Raw genomic sequence first — 15,148 nt, forward strand, 5'->3', positions numbered from 1 at the left:
TGTCCGGTCGCTTCCGGAGCATCGTCACTGGGACACGTCGGCCGCCCGCTCGAAGTCGAAGTCCTGTCGGGACACCTGCTGGATAGCGACGGCCGCGACGTTCGCCCCGTACTCGGCGGTCCGTCGGAGGCTGTCGAGCAGCAGTCCGGCGGTGTGAGCCTCGCCCGGTACGTCGTGGTCGTAGAGTTCCCGGTCGAGCCGTTCGATGGCGGCGACCACCTCGTCGCGGCTGGACAGCGCCGAGTGGGCTGCCTCCACTCCGGCGTCGGTGAGGATCACGTCGCCGGCCTCGTCGACGACCCCGCAGGCGTCCTTGCCGAGCGGGACGACGCGGTCGGCGAACCCCGCCGGCAGCGCCGCGTCCGGATCGAGCGCGAAGCGGGCCACCTTCACCGCGTGGTCGGCGACCCGCTCGAACTGCCGACAGGCGTAGTAGTACTCGAACAGCTCGTCGCGCTGGTGGTCGAGCTTCTCGACCTCGTGGAGGTCGGTGAGCGCACGCCGGAAGTGCCGGGTCACCATCGCGAACAGTTTGTCGGCCTCGGCGTCGCGGTCGACCACCCGCTCGGCCAGCGCCGCGTCGCCCTCGACCACGGCCGTCACCGCGTCCCGGTGCATCGCGAGCGTCACGAGTCTGAGCCGGAGCGCGCTCTTGCGCACGTCCACGTTCTCGGCGTCGATGAGGTTCGTCAGCCGGATGCGCGTCTCCGAGACTTCCAGGAGCTCGAACCCCGACAGCTCGGCGACGGTGTCCTCGACGAGCGCGCGCCGGTCGTCGCCGTGGCCCGTCGTGTCGACGAGCGTCACCTCGTCGAACCCGACCGCGTGTAGCGCCCGGACCCGCTGTGCGACGGCGCTGTCGCTACTCGTGGACACGTCGACCGTCGCCGACCGCGTCTCCTCGGCGCGCTCGGCGGCCGGCTCCACGAGCAGCGACCCGTCGGCGTTCGGGTACAGCGACAGCACCGACCCGGCCTCGATCCCCTGTTCGTTCGCCCAGGCCTTCGGCAGGGACACCGTGTACGTCGTCCCTCCGGACAGCTGGACTTTTCTCGTCTCCATACGCTGTCGGATCCCCACCCGTCCCAACTCAACGTTTATATGAACTGAACATTCCGCTCCCACACCATATATATCCGTACGGGGTCGACAACGAAGGGATAGAGACGAGCGCGGCCGCGGCGCGGACGGACGCTATATAGCCGTCCGGACACTCCGTGGAGCACCCCTTTGTCGCGACCGCTCGCACGGAGCGCTATGGCCCGTAGAACCTGGCACCGCTCGCGCGACGCGACGCGCCAGGGCCGTGACGCAACGCTCGCTCACGTCGTCGAAGCGATCGACCGGACCGCGCCGGAGACGAAGGCTGACCTCGCGGCGACGGTCGGCATCTCCGAGCAGTACCTCTCGGAGCTGCTCCAGGAGCTCAAGCGCGACGACGTGGTGCGGAAGGCCTACGTCGTCGACGACGAGGCGGTCTACGAGGCCGCCGACAGCGTCTCCCGCCTCCTCGAACCCGCCGGCGCCTCGCAGTCCGGACGGGACGGCCCGGAGTCGAACGGTCACACTCCCGCCGGCGAGCGCCGCGGCCCGGCCGTCCTCGACCTCCTCGAACGCCTCGACGAGGTGACCGCCACCCAGTACGAGGCCGCCCGGCTCGCAGTCGTCGGGGACGAGCCGGACCAGCCCGCCGGCGCCCTGGAATCGCTGACCAACGAGCGGTACTCCGCCGTCCTCGCGGAGCTGAAGTCCTACACCCTCACGAACGACTGGCCGGCCAACCGCGTCGCTTCCGACCTGGCGACCGTCGCGACGAACCTCGAGATCGTCGGCGACCGCGCCTGCTTCATCGCCGACGTGGCCGACCGCCAGCCCGTCGCGGCGACCGGCGTCGTCGAGGAGCGCGTCCTCGACGTCTTCGCCGCCGGCGACCGCATCAACGACCACTTCCGCGACGTGCTCTTCGAGGGCGATCTGGCCGCCCACGACCGGCTCCGCGCCGAGGAGGAGAGCGTCCACCGCGACCTCGACGAGCTGTTCGAACTCGTCACCGCCTACGACCCGGAGCTGTACGGCTCTCTAGTCACCGTGACCCGGGCGCTCGAACGCGCCATCTACTACTGGGTCGACGCCGCCGAGATCGCCGTCCGCCTCCACGCGGGCGTCGAGGCCGACCACGCGATGATCTGAGGACCGGACCACTCCGGGCCGACGCCACCGGTCGCCCGGTCGTGCGGACCGGGCCGCAGGAAGATTTATATTAGCCCATCCTAATATTAGCAATCGCTAAGATGAGTAACCGATCAGAACCGGTTCCCGGCGACGGGAGCGTCGGGTCCGACGACACCTGTTGTTCTATCGGCCGCGAGTTGACCGAACCGGAACTCGCCGCGGACGTGGAGTTGCTCGCGGCGGTCGGCAACGACACCCGGTACGAGGCGCTCAGGCTGATCGCCGACGCGAACGGCGAGGTCTGCGTCTGCGAACTGGAGCCCGGCCTCGGCGTCAGCCAGGGCGCCGTCAGCCAGGCGCTCTCGCGGCTGTCCACCGCGGGGCTGGTCTCCCGGCGCAAGGAGGGACGGTGGCGCTACTACTCGGCCACGACGCGGGCGCAGGCGCTGCTGGACGTCCTCGACGAGACGCGGGAGGGCGCCGATGAGTGAGCGCTCCGGGTCGACGGACGCGGAGACCGCCGACTCGACGCCGAGCGAGCCGGACGCCGACGAGCAGCGCCGCGCCGTCCGGCAGCGCTACGCCCGCATCGCCGAGGAATCGTCGAGCTGTTGCGGGAGCGGGGACGCCGCGGACGCGATCGCGAGTCCTGACGAGGAACTGAACCGACAGCTCGGCTACTCCGCGGACGAGACCGAGTCCGTGAACGGCGACGCGAATCTCGGTCTCGGCTGCGGCAACCCCAACGCCATCGCGTCGCTGGAGGAGGGCGAAACCGTCCTCGACCTGGGGTCGGGCGCGGGCTTCGACTGCTTTCTCGCCGCCCGTGAGGTCGGCGACGACGGCCGGGTGATCGGCGTCGACATGACGCCCGAGATGGTCGAGAAGGCCAGAGACAACGCCGAGCAGAACGACGCGACGAGCGTCGAGTTCCGGCTCGGCGAGATCGAACACCTCCCGGTCGCCGACGGGACGGTCGACGCCGTCATCTCGAACTGCGTCGTCAACCTCTCGCCGGACAAACCGCAGGTGTTCCGCGAGGCGTACCGCGCGCTCCGCCCCGGCGGACGACTGGCGATCTCCGACGTGGTCCTGACTGCCGAGCTGCCCGAGGAGGTCCACGCCGACCTCGAATCCGTCGCCTCCTGCGTCGCCGGCGCGTCGCCGGTCCCCGACCTGGAGCGGGCGCTCGCTGAGGCGGGCTTCGAAGAGATCGAGATCGAATCCGACGAGGACAGCGAGGCGTTCATCAGCGAGTGGGACGACGAGCGCGACGTGAGCGAGTACGTCGTCTCGGCGACGATCGAAGCGGCAAAACCGGCCTGAAAACCGTTTCGACGGCAGGCCGTCAGTCCGCGCCCGTCTCCGCGACCGCCTCGGCCTCGGGCGCGTACTCGTCGAGGAAGGTGTCGAGGTCGCGGAACGCGTCGAGGCGCTCGGCGAGCGTCTCGTGGTCCCAGTTCCACCACTCGGTGGCCTCGATCCGGGCGGCGATCTCCTCGGGGAACCGCCGGCGGACCGGCTCGGCGGGGACGCCCGCGACGACGGTGTAGGGTTCCACGTCGTCGGCCACGACCGCACCGGCACCCACTACGGCGCCGTTGCCGATCTCGACGCCCGGGAGGACGGTCGCGCCGTGGCCGATCCACACGTCGCGGCCGACCGTCACCGGCTGGTCGGCCCGCCAATCGAAGATCGACTCGTCGTCCTCGCCGAGGTCGTACGCCGCCGCCCGGTAGGTGAAGTGGTGGGCCGTCGGGCGGTCGATCGGGTGGTTCGTCGGGCCGAGTCGCGCGTCGCTGGCGACCGACCCGAACTTCCCGACGGTCGCGTAGTCCAGCTGCACGCGCTCCATCAGGTACGTGTAGTCGCCGATCGCCGACTCGTGGAGGCGACACTCCGGGCGGACCTCGGTCCACGCGCCGAGTTCGCTCTCGGTGATGGAGACGGGGTCGTGGATCGTCGGCTCCGTGGAGAGGTCGCTGCTGCGGTCGGGACCGTAGGATTCGAAGTAGGTCACGGCTGAGAAGTGTGGGGGAGGGTGGTCAGGGTCGACCCCGTCGGCCGAGCGTCGAGGCGAGGATGTTCCGGGGGACGTTCACGAAGGCCTCGACGACGCCCGTCTTCGACCCGTCCTCCTCCTCCTCGCGGAGGTACGACCGAACACGCTGGCTCGCGAGTTCGACCGACCCCGCGAGCAGGAAGATGAGGATGATACAGGCCATCATGTCCGTGTACCTGAACAGCTGGCGCTGGGTGTACAGTTCGAGTCCGAGGCCGCCGCCCCCGATGAGGCCGAGGCCGATCGCGGCCCGGACGTTGTGTTCGAGGTCGAAGGCGATCCAGGCGATGAACTGCCGGAACACCTGGCTGAGCATGCCGAAGGGGACGATCTGCGACTTGCTCGCGCCCGTCGAGCGGATCCCCTCGATCGGCCCGTCGGAGATCTCCTCCAGTTCGTCGGTGAACAGCCGACCGAGGTAACCGGTCGTGTCGACCATGATCGCCAGCGCGGCGGTGAACGTCGTCACGCCGGCCAGCGGGATCAGGATCAGGAACCAGACCAGCCCGGGGATCGCACGGATGAGGCTCATCGTCCCGCGGAAGACGAAGTTGAACGGGTACGGGACGACGCGCTCGCTCGACAGGACGCCGAACACGAGCGCCAGCGGGAGCCCGAGCACCGACCCGGCGACGGCGACGGCGAGCGTGGCGAACATCGCACCGGGGACGATCGTGACCCCGTCGTAGAACAGCGGGGGGACGAGGCCGAGTCCCAGCAGACTCCCGCCGGATTCGATCCGCAGTATCAGGTTCTCCTCCACCATGAACGCCCAGTACTCCCCGAGGTCGACGAACGGGATCGAGACCCCGACGAACGGGATCACCAGTTCCCCGGGCGGGAAGTACGGCGACTCCCCCATGGTGAGTGCCTCGACGAACTGAGGCCACTGCGTGACCAGTTCCCCGACGGAGAAGTTGATGACCTCCAGGCTCAGCCCGAACACGACGCCGACGCCGACCAGTCCGACGAGCGTGAAGAGCCGTCGCTTCGTCTTCCGCCACTTCAGCTCCGTCAGCTTCCGCTCGACCTGCGAGTCGCCGATCTCTTCGAGCCCGACGTACTCCTCCGGCGACCGGTCGCCGGAGGTGCGCCCGCTCATTGTGACACCATCCGTTCGGCCTCCGGCTCACCGTCGAAGCTCACGGGCTCGCCGTCGTGGCCGTCGGCCAGACCGACCGTCTCGACGTCGCCGTAGAGGTCGTCGATCAGCTCGGGGGAGAGGTCGTCGCGGCGCACGTCGAACAGCAGCTCGCCGTCCCGGAGGCCGATGAACCGCTCGCCGAAGTGGGCGGCGATGTTGACCTGGTGGAGGCTGACTAGCGCCGTCACGTCGTGCTCGGTCGCGGCCTTCTTCAGGTAGCCCATGACCGTCTCGGCGCTGGCGGGGTCGAGGCTCGCGACCGGTTCGTCGGCCAGCAACAGCCGGGGGTCCTGCACCAGCGCGCGGGCGATGCCGACGCGCTGTTGCTGGCCGCCGCTCATCTGCGAGACGCGCTGGCCGGCCTCGTCGAGCAGGCCCACGGTCTCCAGCGCGTCGAGCGCGCGGAGCTTGTCCTCGCGGGACTGCCACTGCAGCAGGCTCGTCAGCACCGACACGCGGTCGAGCGACCCCGTCAGCGCGTTCAGGTACGCCGAGACACCCTCGACGAGGTTGTGCTGCTGGAAGATCATGCCCACGTCCGACCGCGAGCCGGATATCGGCTGGCCGTCGAGGCGGATCGAGCCCGCCGTCGGCTCGGTCAGCCCGTTGACGCACCGCAGCATGGTCGACTTGCCGGCGCCGGATTCGCCCAGCAGCACCGCGAACTCGTCCTCGATCTCGAAGGAGACGCCGTCGAGCGCGGTGACGTCGCCGTACTCTTTTCTCAGGTTTTCGACTTTCAGTGTGCTCATTGCTAAATAACAGTGGTGTTTCCGGTGGCGTCGGTCAGGCCGCAGGGTCGATCCCGACCGCGTTCATGCGCTTGATCACCGGCTGGTAGGTCTCCATGTCGGTGTCCTGCAGCGTCGTGAACGGCAGATCCTCCTCGTTGTAGTCGCTGGGGTAGTACTGCTCGATCAGGTCCTTGTCCGAGTTGACCAGCACCTCTCCGATCTCCGCTTTCTTCGAGGAGTCCCACGTTTTACGCGCGTAGACCGGCTGTTTCGGAATCGGGAACGAGAACCAGACCGGGCGGAGTTTTGGCTCCTCCGAGTCGATGGTGTCGAGGAAGGAGCTCTTGTTCTTGACCCGGTCCGGGAAGTCCGACTCGTACTTCTCCGGGATGTGCGGCAGGCCGTTGCCGCCCCAGGTGGTCGCGCCGATGGCCTTGTCGTTCGCGACGCGCTGGATCGCCTGGTTGTGGTCCGACCAGCTCCCCTCGAAGTCTACGGGGTCGCCGGTCGGGGCCTCGCCGATGTCGAGCCCGGCCTCCTGGAGCGCGTAGAGGGCGAAGATCGAGCCGCTCGTCGACAGGCGGTCGGCGAAGGCCCAGGACTTGCCTTCCACGTCAGCGGGCCCCTCCACGTCGGAGTCGGGCTGGGTGAGCATCACGGAGAAGTAGAACGCCGACCCGCCCGTGACCGTCGTCCCGTACACGTCCATGATGTCGGGGTTAGAGATCAGCGTCACGTCGTCCATGCCGATCTCTGCCTGCTCGCTCTGGAGCGCCGGGCGGATCGCCGAGTAGTTCAGCGGGACCCGCATCGTGACGTCGACGCCGTCGACCTCCCCCTCGATGAGGTTCTTCATCGGCATGTAGCGCCGCTTGGCGTCGCTGGGTGTACCCGGTGTCAGCACCATCGTTATCTCCTCGGCGTTCGGTCCGGGCGTGCCGACGACCGCTCCGCCCCCGGAGTCGGTGTCCGTCGAGCCGCCCGACCCGCTGCCCCCGTCCGATGAGCCGCCGTCGGTCCCGCCCGCTCCGGACGAGCTGCTACACCCCGATAGCGCCACGAGCGCCGCGACGCTCGACGCGCCGCCCGCGAGGAACGTCCGGCGGTTCACCCGACCGCTACCTGTCGAACCCGTCCCTGTCGATCCCTGGCCGCGAGTCTGATCTGACATCACCCGAACCGCATCTCGGGGACGGAATAACCGTTGGCTGCGTAGAGTCCGGAGCCGCCGTCGGACACGGCGAGAGCGCGGACCCAGCGCTGTCCAGTCCGGACCAGTCTGGACTCGTCGAAACGGGAGGTGGCGACGACCGCGGACAGACTGACGGGATAGAGAGTACCCAGCGAACACTTACCCGGCGGGTTTCGCTTGGTCGGACCGATCACATGGACGATCCACACGACCGGTCGGACCGCTTCGAACTGATCGCCGCGACCGACGGCGACCTCCTCGAACGCGTCGCGGACTCGGTGCTCGCCGAGGACCCCGACCTGCGAGTACTCCAGGAGCCGCGCCCGCAGCTCGTCATGCAGCGAGTCCGCGAGCCCGTCGAGCGCCGCCCGTTCAATCTCGGGGAGGTCGTCGCGACGCCCGCCGAGGTATCGCTCGACGGCGCGCGCGGGTTCGCGATGGTCCCGGGCAAGGCCGAGCGCGCCGCCTTCGCGGGCGCCGTCGTCGACGCCGCCGTCGCCGCCGACCACGCCGTCGCCGACGATGTGGTCGAGGCGCTGTCGGACACCGCCGAGGCCCACGAGGCCGAGCGCCGGCGCGAGTGGGCCGAGAGCCGCCACACGACCGTCGAGTTCGAGACGATGGAGGACGACCCGTGAGGGCGCTCGGGCTCGACCCCGTCCACGACACGCGACGGACCTTCCGGGCGCTGTGCGACGCGACGAGCCGCCCCGGGAACGTCGTCTCCGTCGACGCCGACCTCGCTGACCACGCCGTCCTCGCCACCCTCGTCGACCACGAGGTGACGACGTGGACGCCCGACGAGCGTCTCCGCGAGGCGCTGGCGAATCAGGGCCGACTCGACGCGGCGTCGCCGACGAGCGCCGACGTGGTCCACGCCATCGGGCGCCCCGACTGGGACGTGCGCGAGTGCGACCGCGGGACGCTCGTCGAACCCAGCGAGGGCGCGACCGTCGTCTATCGCGTCGACGACCTCGGTGACGCCGACGACCCCGGGCTCACCGGCGTCGAACTCGCCGGTCCCGGCGTCGACGGCACCCGTCGCTTCGGCGTCGGCGTCCCCGCCGGCGAACTCGAACGGCTCGCCGAGGCTCAGTCGACCTATCCCCGCGGCGTCGACGCCTACTTCGCGGCCGGCGAGCGCGTCGCGGCGATCCCGCGGTCGAGCGAGCTGGAGGTGCTGTAGATGGGGTACGTCGCAGTCACCGCCGGCGAGGAGATCATCGACCGCGCCGAGGACCTCTTCGAGAAGCAGCGGCTCGACGGCGACTCCGAGACGCTGTCGGTCGAGCAACTGGACGAACAGCTCTCCCGGCTCACCGCCCAGGCGATGAGCGAGGGTGGGCTCTACGCCCCGCGCCTCGCCGCGCTGGCGGTCAAGCAGGCCCAGGGCGACACCGTCGAGGCCGCGTTCCTCCTGCGGGCCTACCGGTCGACGCTCGAACGGTGGGAGGAGACCGAGCCGGTCGACCCCGACGAGCTGCTCGCCACCCGCCGGGTCTCCCCCGCTTACAAGGACGTGCCCGGCGGCCAGATCCTCGGCCCGACGAAGGACTACACACAGCGCCTGCTCGACTTCGACCTCGACGGCGAGGCGGACGGGGACGGCTCGGCCGACCGTGACGGGTCGGCGGAAGGACCCGAGGACCCCACGAGCGACTGGGACCTCCCCGACGGCGAGCCGACGACGGTCCAGAACGTCATGGAGATCCTCCGCGAGGACGGCCTCGTCCACGATCCCGAGGCGGACGCCGGCGGGGCGGACAGCGGGGGCGGCGACGAGTGGAGCGAACCGGCGGACACGACGCGGGAGTCGGTCACCCACCCGCCGGGCCGCGACGAGGTGCTCCAGGAACTCGCCCGCGGCGAGACGGGCGCGGTGACCGCCCTCGGCTACTCGGCGATGCGCGGGTACGGCCAGGTCCACCCGACGCTCGCCGAGGTGCGCGTCGGGAAGCTCCCCGTGCGGATCACCCACCCCTACACCGGCGAGGCGGTCCGCGTGACCGACGCCGAGGTGACCGAGTCCGAGGCGGTCGTCCCAGTTTACGAGAAGCGCGACGACCCGCAGTTCGCCTTCGGCTACGGCCTCTCGTTCGGTCGCAACGAGCGCAAGGCCATCGCCATGACGATCCTCGACGCCTCGACCCAGCTCGACGGCGCCGACGAGCCGGCCGAGAACCCCGAGTTCGTCCTCGACAACGTCGACGGGATGGACTCGTTCGGCTTCATCGAGCACCTCAAACTCCCCCACTACGTCACCTTCCAGAGCATCCTGGACCGCATCCGCGCGATCCGTGAAAGGCGGGACCCTGACTCAGACCCGGACGCCGACTCCGACCCCGACGCGGACGCCGACGGTGCCGACGGCGCTCCCGACGAGGACGACGACCCGGAGGTCGACGAACCGGTTGCGACCACGGGAGGCGACGATGACTGACCCCGGCACCGAAACGACCGACGGGTCGCCGGCGGACGAGGACGCGACCGACGGCGACTCGACAGCCGACGACGACCGCGCCGGCGAGGCCGTCGGCGCCGCCTCGGTCGCCGCGGCCGTCGAGGACCTCTCGGGCGAGGGGCTGTCGGGGTACAACTACGCGTATCTCGACGAGCACACGAAACGCGAGGTGCGCCGGGCGGTCCTGAAGGGGATCGCGATCCCCGGCCACCAGGTGCCCTTCGCCTCGCGCCCCATGCCGCTCGCCCGCGGCTGGGGCACCGGCGGCATCCAGGCCTCCCTGTCGCTGCTTGGCCCCGACGACGCGTTCAAGGTCATCGACCAGGGGAGCGACGAGAGCGTCAACGCCGCCAACATCCGTCGGCTCGCCGAGACGACGGCGAACGTCGAGACCACGACGGACACCACCGAGGCGGACGTGGTCCAGACCCGCCACCGCATCCCCGAGGAAGTGCTGACCGACGAGCAGATCGTCGTCCTCCAGGTGCCGATCACCGACGCACTCCGGAAGGTCGACTCCTCGGACACCGCCAACCGTCGCCGGCACGCCCACGCCAACTACGGGAAGATGTGGGTCCACCTCTACGAGAACGTCGTCGAGTGGGGCGAGATCCAGATCGCCAGCCGCTACCCGACGATGGTCGCCGGCCGCTACCTCATGGACCCGTCGCCCATCCCGCGGTGGGACGTGCCGAAGCTCGACGACGCCGACACCCTCTTCCTGTTCGCCGCCGGCCGCGAGGCGCGGATCTACGCCGTTCCGCCCCACACCGAGGTCGAGCCGCTCGCCTTCGAGGATAAATCCTTCCAGGTCGAGCGGTTCCCCGAGGAATCCTGCCAGTCCTGCGGCTCGACGGACACCTACCTCACCGAGATCGAAACCGACGAGGTCCGCGCGAGCGAAGCGAGCGCGGGCTCGTCGGACGAGGGGACCGAGTCCGACGGTGGCGACCGCCTGTACGTCTGCAACGACACCAGCTTCTGTCTCAAACGCCAGAACGACCCCGCGCTCGCCAAGGACCACCACCTCGACCGGTCGGGCGTGAACTGGGGGCCCGGGACGCCCGGCGGGCCGCCGCCCGGCGGGGAGCCAGGAGGCAGTGACGGCGAGGGAGGTGGGCCGGCGTGACCCACCTCGAAGCGACGGGCCTGGAAACCGTCTACGGCGACTCCTGCGGCGAGTGCGTCGAGCGCACCGGCGACGAGGCCGGCCGGAACCAGTGTCCGGTCTGCGGCGCGGTCGTCGCCTGCGCGGACGTGTCGCTCGACGTCGAGCCCGGCGAGGTGCTGGGGATCGTCGGCGAATCGGGGTCGGGCAAGTCCAGCGTCGCGGAGCTGCTCGCGCTCGAACGGAACGCCGACGCGACCACCGCCGGCGACGTGCGCCTGTGCGGCCACGATGGCAACCTGCTGGAGGCCGACTACGAGACGCGCCACCGCCTGCGGACGGACGAGATCGGGCTCGTCCACCAGCACGTCCGCGACGGCCTGAACCTGGCGTTCACCGGCGGCGGGAACGTCGCCGAGAAACTGCTCGCGGCGGGCGAGCGGTCGTTCGTCGACGTGCGCGAGCGCGTCCGCGACCTCTACGAGGCGACCGAGGTCCCCGTCGACCGGATGGACGACCCCGCCGAGACCTACAGCGGCGGGATGCAGCGCCGGGTACAGATCGCCCGCGCGCTCGCCACGGATCCCGAGGTCGTGATCCTCGACGAACCCACGACGGGCCTGGACGTGAGCGTCCAGGCGCGCGTCCTCGACATGTTTCGGCGCATCCAGCGCGAGGAGGACGTGGCCGCCGTCGTCGTGAGCCACGACCTCGGCGTCGTCCGACTGCTCGCCGACCGGACGCTGGTCATGCGCCACGGCCGCGTCGTCGAGAGCGGCCTGACGGACCGCGTCATGGAGGACCCGCACCACGAGTACACGCAGACGCTGATCAATTCGGTCATATGACAGACGTTCTCACCGTCGAGGGGCTCTCGAAGACCTTCGACATGCACGCGCTCGACGACAAGCGAGTCGTCGGGCTGGACGACGTATCGTTCGCCGTCCGCCGCGGCGAGTTCCTCGCCGTCGTCGGCGAGTCCGGCAGCGGGAAGTCCTCGCTGCTGAAGTGTCTCTACCGCACCTACGATCCGACCGCCGGGTCGGCCCGCTACCACCCCAAAGACGTGGATGTCGCGACCTGCGACGACCGGACCGTCATGGCCCTGCGCCGCGAGGCGATCGGCTATACTTCGCAGTTCCTCGACGAGATCCCCCGCGTCCCCGCGGTCGACGTGGTCTCGCGCCCGCTCCGCGAGCGGGGGACCGACCCCGAGGCGGCCCGCGAGCGCGCCCGGGAACTGCTCGACGCGCTCGCGCTCCCCGAAGCGCTGTGGGACGCGTACCCGGCGACCTTCTCCGGGGGCGAGCGCCAGCGGGTGAACCTCGCGCAGGCGCTCGCGCCCGAACCGGAACTGTTGCTGCTCGACGAGCCGACGAGCGCGCTCGACCCCGAGACACGCGCGGCAGCGGTCGACCTGCTCTCGACCGCGACATGCGAGGAGACCACCGTCATCGGCGTCTTCCACGACCGCGAGGTCGTCGAGACCGTGGCCGACCGCGTCGCCGTCCTCGACGACGGCCGGCTCCAGCGCGTGGTTCCGGTCGCGGAGTTCTCCGGGGAGGTGGTGGCGTGAGCCGAACCGAGTCCGCAGTCGCGGCCGCCGACGAGGCGACGGCGGTCGCCCTCACGGATGCCCGCGTCGTCACACCCGACGCGGTCGTCGACGGCGGCGTCCGGATCGAGGGCGACCGGATCGTCGACGTGGGCGAGGTGGACGCCGACGGGGCCATCTGTATCGACGCCGACGGCCAGTTCCTCCTCCCCGGTCTCGTGGACCTCCACGGCGACGACATCGAGTCCCATCTCCACCCGCGGTCGGGCGTGCGGATGGACACGCACATGGCGCTCGCCGCAGCGGACCGCGCGAACCTCGCCGCCGGGATCACGACGAAGCACCACGCCATCTCCTTCGAGACCGACCCCGACTCCCACCGGTCGCCGGAGCTCGGCGCCGAGATCACCGCGGCCGTGGAGTCCGCCGAGGACCTGATGGCCGACCACCGGATCCACGCCCGTTGTGAGGTCACAGAGTCCGAGTGCGTCGAGGCGGTCCTCGACGTGGTCGACGCGGGCGACGCCGACCTCGTCTCGGTGATGAGCCACATCCCAGGGAAGGGGCAGTTCCGCGACCGGGAAGCGTTCGTCCAGTACTACCGCGACTCGGACAAACACACCATCGCGGAGGCCGAGGAGATGATCGCCGAGCGCGGCGACGTCGAGATGGCGACGCTCCGCGAGCGCGTCGAGCGCGTCGTCGACCGGGCCCACGACGCCGGCGCCGTCACGGCCTCCCACGACGACGAGGACCCCGCGGAGGTCGAGCGCCTCCGCGAGACCGGCGTCGACGTGACCGAGTACCCGATCACGATGGAGACCGCCCGACGGGCCGCCGACCTCGGGATGACGGTCGCGATGGGCGCGCCCAATCTCGTCCGCGGCGAGAGCCAGTGGGGCAACCTGGAGACCGCGGCGGCCATCGACGCCGGCGTCGTCGACGCGCTCGTCGCCGACTACCACCCGCTGTCGATGCTTGCCGGCGCGTTCGTCGACACCGGCGAACCGCTCCCCGAGCGCGTCGCCCGCGTCACGGCCAACCCCGCCGCGGCCGTGGACCTGTCCGACCGAGGACGGGTCGAGCCCGGCGCCCGGGCAGACCTCGTGCTCGTCGACCCCGACCCCACGCCGACCGTCAGCCGCGCGTTCGTGGCGGGCGACCCGGTCTATCGCGCGGAGGGGTCGCGATGACGTCCGTCGGCGCCGCGATGGACGTGCGCTTCGGCGCCACGGTCGACGAGTTCGTCGCCTACCTCGACGACTTGGGCCTCTCACATCTGGAACTCAAGCGGGAGTACCTCCACGGCCACCCCGACGCCCCAGACCCCGAGACGGTCGGGTCGGTTGCCGACCGCCACGACGTGACCGTCACCTACCACGCCCCGTTCCGCGACTGGAACGCGGGCAGTTTTAACGACGCCGTCCGCGAGGCGTCGGTCGCCCAGGTCAAGCGGACCATCGACGACGCGGCCGCGGCAGACGCCGGCGCCGTCGTCGTCCACGGCGGGTCGGTCCCGACACGCTACCCCGAGTGGGTCCGCGAGAAAGCCCGCGAGCACGCCCACCGCTCGCTCGCCGAGTGCGCCCAGTACGCCCAGCTCGTCGGCGTCCCGCTCTGCCTGGAGAACCAGCCCGTCGACGACGAGAAGCGCCGCTACACGACGACTCCCGAGGACCTCGAAGCGATGCTCGACGAGGTGGCGGTGGCCCCCGAGTACCTCGGCGTCACGCTCGACGTGGGCCACGCGAAGGTCAACGGCTACCACTGGCGGGACTTCGTCGACCGCTTCGGCGACCGCATCCGGGTCTGCCACCTCTCGGACAACGACGGGGCCGGCGACGACCACGAACCGCTCCCCGACTATCGGCGCGTCGTCGACGCCGTCCCGGCCGACTACTTCGCCTTCGAGATGAAGTCCCTCGCCGACATCGCACGATGTATGGGGGTCGACCCCGAATCGGTCGATAGCCCCCCCGCGACCCCGAGTGACCCATGACAGGAACCTACGAAGCGGTCGTCTTCGACAACGACGGCGTTCTGGTCGAACTCACCGAGTCCGAACTGCTCCGCCGGATCGCCCGCCGCGCGTTCGAAGACCACGGCATCGACGACCCGCCCGAGACCCTCGTCGAGTGCGCCGCCGAGGGCGACCTCGACGGCCTCGCGGCGGTGGAGGACGAACACGACCTCGCGCTCGCCGACTACTGGGCCACCAGAGAGGAGCGCGCGGTCCGCCACCAGTGCGAGGCCATCGAGGACGGCGACAAGCCCCTCTACGACGACGTGACCGCGCTCGCCGACCTCTCTCACCGGATGGCCGTCGTCAGCAACAACCAGCACGGCACCGTCCAGTTCATCGTCGAGCACTACGGCCTGGAGGAGCACTTCGAGCACGTCGCCGGCCGCGAACACACCGTCGCGGGCGCCCGCCGGCGCAAGCCCGAGACCCACTACCTCGACCGCGCGCTCGACGAACTCGGGACCCGCGACGCCCTCTACGTCGGCGACAGCCCCAAAGACGTGGAGGTCGCCCACCGCGCCGGCGTCGACAGCGCCTTCCTCCGCCGCGACCATCGCGCCGACACGGTCCTCGACCGCGAACCCACCTACGAGGTCGAGACCCTCACCGACCTCGTCGACGCGCTCGCCGAGTGAGCCCGCTCGCGGTAGCGGAGAGCCGACCGGTCGGCCCGGCGATACGCGCCGGCGGCGCAACT

At 70.3% G+C, this 15,148-nt stretch carries 17 protein-coding genes; 12 read left to right on the forward strand and 5 right to left on the reverse strand.

The annotated features are described in order from the left end of the window. Positions 1 to 24 precede the first annotated feature (24 nt). Complete coding sequence (locus tag ACMGFH_RS03250) at positions 25 to 1,062, reverse strand: PhoU domain-containing protein (RefSeq protein WP_415381336.1); 1,038 nt, start codon at positions 1,060 to 1,062, stop codon at positions 25 to 27. 195 nt (positions 1,063 to 1,257) lie between these two features. Here ACMGFH_RS03250 and ACMGFH_RS03255 point away from each other — a divergent pair, with 195 nt between their 5' ends. From ACMGFH_RS03255 to ACMGFH_RS03265, 3 genes are all read left to right on the forward strand, one after another. After that, complete coding sequence (locus tag ACMGFH_RS03255; RefSeq protein ID WP_415381337.1) at positions 1,258 to 2,190, forward strand: PhoU family transcriptional regulator; 933 nt, start codon at positions 1,258 to 1,260, stop codon at positions 2,188 to 2,190. A 101-nt stretch (positions 2,191 to 2,291) separates the two neighbouring features. After that, positions 2,292 to 2,663: an ArsR/SmtB family transcription factor gene (locus tag ACMGFH_RS03260; protein WP_415381338.1), complete on the forward strand. Its 372-nt coding sequence runs from the start codon at positions 2,292 to 2,294 to the stop codon at positions 2,661 to 2,663. Further along, on the forward strand, positions 2,656 to 3,498 hold the full coding sequence (locus ACMGFH_RS03265) for an arsenite methyltransferase (RefSeq protein WP_415381339.1): 843 nt from the start codon (positions 2,656 to 2,658) through the stop codon (positions 3,496 to 3,498). The genes ACMGFH_RS03260 and ACMGFH_RS03265 overlap by 8 nt, the downstream gene beginning before the upstream one ends. Before the next feature lie 22 nt (positions 3,499 to 3,520). Here ACMGFH_RS03265 and ACMGFH_RS03270 read toward each other — a convergent pair whose 3' ends face one another. Genes ACMGFH_RS03270 through ACMGFH_RS03285 form a run of 4 tightly spaced genes read right to left on the reverse strand, consistent with a single transcriptional unit; the run spans position 3,521 to position 7,283 of the window. After that, positions 3,521 to 4,192 (reverse strand): DapH/DapD/GlmU-related protein, encoded by a 672-nt coding sequence (locus ACMGFH_RS03270; protein WP_415381340.1) that lies wholly within the window; start codon positions 4,190 to 4,192, stop codon positions 3,521 to 3,523. Between the two features lie 25 nt (positions 4,193 to 4,217). Then, the gene (locus ACMGFH_RS03275; RefSeq protein ID WP_415381341.1) at positions 4,218 to 5,336 is read right to left on the reverse strand and encodes a PhnE/PtxC family ABC transporter permease; all 1,119 of its coding nucleotides are present in this window, start codon (positions 5,334 to 5,336) and stop codon (positions 4,218 to 4,220) included. Then, positions 5,333 to 6,130 (reverse strand): phosphonate ABC transporter ATP-binding protein, encoded by a 798-nt coding sequence (locus tag ACMGFH_RS03280; protein WP_415381342.1) that lies wholly within the window; start codon positions 6,128 to 6,130, stop codon positions 5,333 to 5,335. Before ACMGFH_RS03280 ends, ACMGFH_RS03275 begins: the two co-directional genes overlap by 4 nt. Before the next feature lie 34 nt (positions 6,131 to 6,164). Continuing rightward, entirely contained in the window at positions 6,165 to 7,283 is a 1,119-nt protein-coding gene (locus ACMGFH_RS03285) for a PhnD/SsuA/transferrin family substrate-binding protein (RefSeq protein ID WP_415381343.1), read from the reverse strand. 215 nt (positions 7,284 to 7,498) lie between these two features. On the opposite strand from ACMGFH_RS03285, the gene phnG reads away from it, so the two are divergent. Genes phnG through ACMGFH_RS03330 form a run of 9 tightly spaced genes read left to right on the forward strand, consistent with a single transcriptional unit; the run spans position 7,499 to position 15,086 of the window. Beyond that, positions 7,499 to 7,942: a phosphonate C-P lyase system protein PhnG gene (phnG, locus tag ACMGFH_RS03290; protein ID WP_415381344.1), complete on the forward strand. Its 444-nt coding sequence runs from the start codon at positions 7,499 to 7,501 to the stop codon at positions 7,940 to 7,942. Then, positions 7,939 to 8,490 carry a phosphonate C-P lyase system protein PhnH gene (gene phnH, locus ACMGFH_RS03295; protein WP_415381345.1) on the forward strand — a complete coding sequence of 184 codons (552 nt, stop codon included), beginning with the start codon at positions 7,939 to 7,941 and terminating at the stop codon, positions 8,488 to 8,490. Before phnG ends, phnH begins: the two co-directional genes overlap by 4 nt. Next, a complete protein-coding gene (locus ACMGFH_RS03300; RefSeq protein ID WP_415381346.1) occupies positions 8,491 to 9,744 on the forward strand; it encodes a carbon-phosphorus lyase complex subunit PhnI in 1,254 nt (417 codons plus the stop codon). Continuing rightward, positions 9,737 to 10,894 (forward strand): alpha-D-ribose 1-methylphosphonate 5-phosphate C-P-lyase PhnJ, encoded by a 1,158-nt coding sequence (locus ACMGFH_RS03305; RefSeq protein ID WP_415381347.1) that lies wholly within the window; start codon positions 9,737 to 9,739, stop codon positions 10,892 to 10,894. Before ACMGFH_RS03300 ends, ACMGFH_RS03305 begins: the two co-directional genes overlap by 8 nt. Continuing rightward, positions 10,891 to 11,721 carry an ATP-binding cassette domain-containing protein gene (locus ACMGFH_RS03310; RefSeq protein WP_415381348.1) on the forward strand — a complete coding sequence of 277 codons (831 nt, stop codon included), beginning with the start codon at positions 10,891 to 10,893 and terminating at the stop codon, positions 11,719 to 11,721. The genes ACMGFH_RS03305 and ACMGFH_RS03310 overlap by 4 nt, the downstream gene beginning before the upstream one ends. Continuing rightward, entirely contained in the window at positions 11,718 to 12,449 is a 732-nt protein-coding gene (locus ACMGFH_RS03315; RefSeq protein ID WP_415381349.1) for a phosphonate C-P lyase system protein PhnL, read from the forward strand. The genes ACMGFH_RS03310 and ACMGFH_RS03315 overlap by 4 nt, the downstream gene beginning before the upstream one ends. After that, positions 12,446 to 13,621 carry an alpha-D-ribose 1-methylphosphonate 5-triphosphate diphosphatase gene (locus ACMGFH_RS03320; protein WP_415381350.1) on the forward strand — a complete coding sequence of 392 codons (1,176 nt, stop codon included), beginning with the start codon at positions 12,446 to 12,448 and terminating at the stop codon, positions 13,619 to 13,621. Before ACMGFH_RS03315 ends, ACMGFH_RS03320 begins: the two co-directional genes overlap by 4 nt. After that, positions 13,618 to 14,427: a sugar phosphate isomerase/epimerase family protein gene (locus ACMGFH_RS03325; protein ID WP_415381351.1), complete on the forward strand. Its 810-nt coding sequence runs from the start codon at positions 13,618 to 13,620 to the stop codon at positions 14,425 to 14,427. The genes ACMGFH_RS03320 and ACMGFH_RS03325 overlap by 4 nt, the downstream gene beginning before the upstream one ends. Further along, positions 14,424 to 15,086: an HAD family hydrolase gene (locus ACMGFH_RS03330; protein ID WP_415381352.1), complete on the forward strand. Its 663-nt coding sequence runs from the start codon at positions 14,424 to 14,426 to the stop codon at positions 15,084 to 15,086. Before ACMGFH_RS03325 ends, ACMGFH_RS03330 begins: the two co-directional genes overlap by 4 nt. The last annotated feature ends 62 nt before the right edge of the window (positions 15,087 to 15,148 follow it).

The organism is Halosimplex rarum (genome assembly GCF_047715405.1).
Taxonomy (GTDB): Archaea; Halobacteriota; Halobacteria; order Halobacteriales; family Haloarculaceae; genus Halosimplex; species Halosimplex rarum.

Coding starts and splice junctions, on each gene's coding strand:
- ACMGFH_RS03305 (WP_415381347.1), top strand. CDS start 9,737: ATGACTGACCCCGGCACCGAAACGACCGACGGGTCGCCGGCGGACGAG.
- ACMGFH_RS03280 (WP_415381342.1), bottom strand. CDS start 6,130: ATGAGCACACTGAAAGTCGAAAACCTGAGAAAAGAGTACGGCGACGTC.
- ACMGFH_RS03315 (WP_415381349.1), top strand. CDS start 11,718: ATGACAGACGTTCTCACCGTCGAGGGGCTCTCGAAGACCTTCGACATG.
- ACMGFH_RS03285 (WP_415381343.1), bottom strand. CDS start 7,283: ATGTCAGATCAGACTCGCGGCCAGGGATCGACAGGGACGGGTTCGACA.
- ACMGFH_RS03325 (WP_415381351.1), top strand. CDS start 13,618: ATGACGTCCGTCGGCGCCGCGATGGACGTGCGCTTCGGCGCCACGGTC.
- phnG (WP_415381344.1), top strand. CDS start 7,499: ATGGACGATCCACACGACCGGTCGGACCGCTTCGAACTGATCGCCGCG.
- ACMGFH_RS03260 (WP_415381338.1), top strand. CDS start 2,292: ATGAGTAACCGATCAGAACCGGTTCCCGGCGACGGGAGCGTCGGGTCC.
- ACMGFH_RS03300 (WP_415381346.1), top strand. CDS start 8,491: ATGGGGTACGTCGCAGTCACCGCCGGCGAGGAGATCATCGACCGCGCC.
- ACMGFH_RS03265 (WP_415381339.1), top strand. CDS start 2,656: ATGAGTGAGCGCTCCGGGTCGACGGACGCGGAGACCGCCGACTCGACG.
- ACMGFH_RS03330 (WP_415381352.1), top strand. CDS start 14,424: ATGACAGGAACCTACGAAGCGGTCGTCTTCGACAACGACGGCGTTCTG.
- ACMGFH_RS03250 (WP_415381336.1), bottom strand. CDS start 1,062: ATGGAGACGAGAAAAGTCCAGCTGTCCGGAGGGACGACGTACACGGTG.
- ACMGFH_RS03255 (WP_415381337.1), top strand. CDS start 1,258: ATGGCCCGTAGAACCTGGCACCGCTCGCGCGACGCGACGCGCCAGGGC.
- ACMGFH_RS03275 (WP_415381341.1), bottom strand. CDS start 5,336: ATGAGCGGGCGCACCTCCGGCGACCGGTCGCCGGAGGAGTACGTCGGG.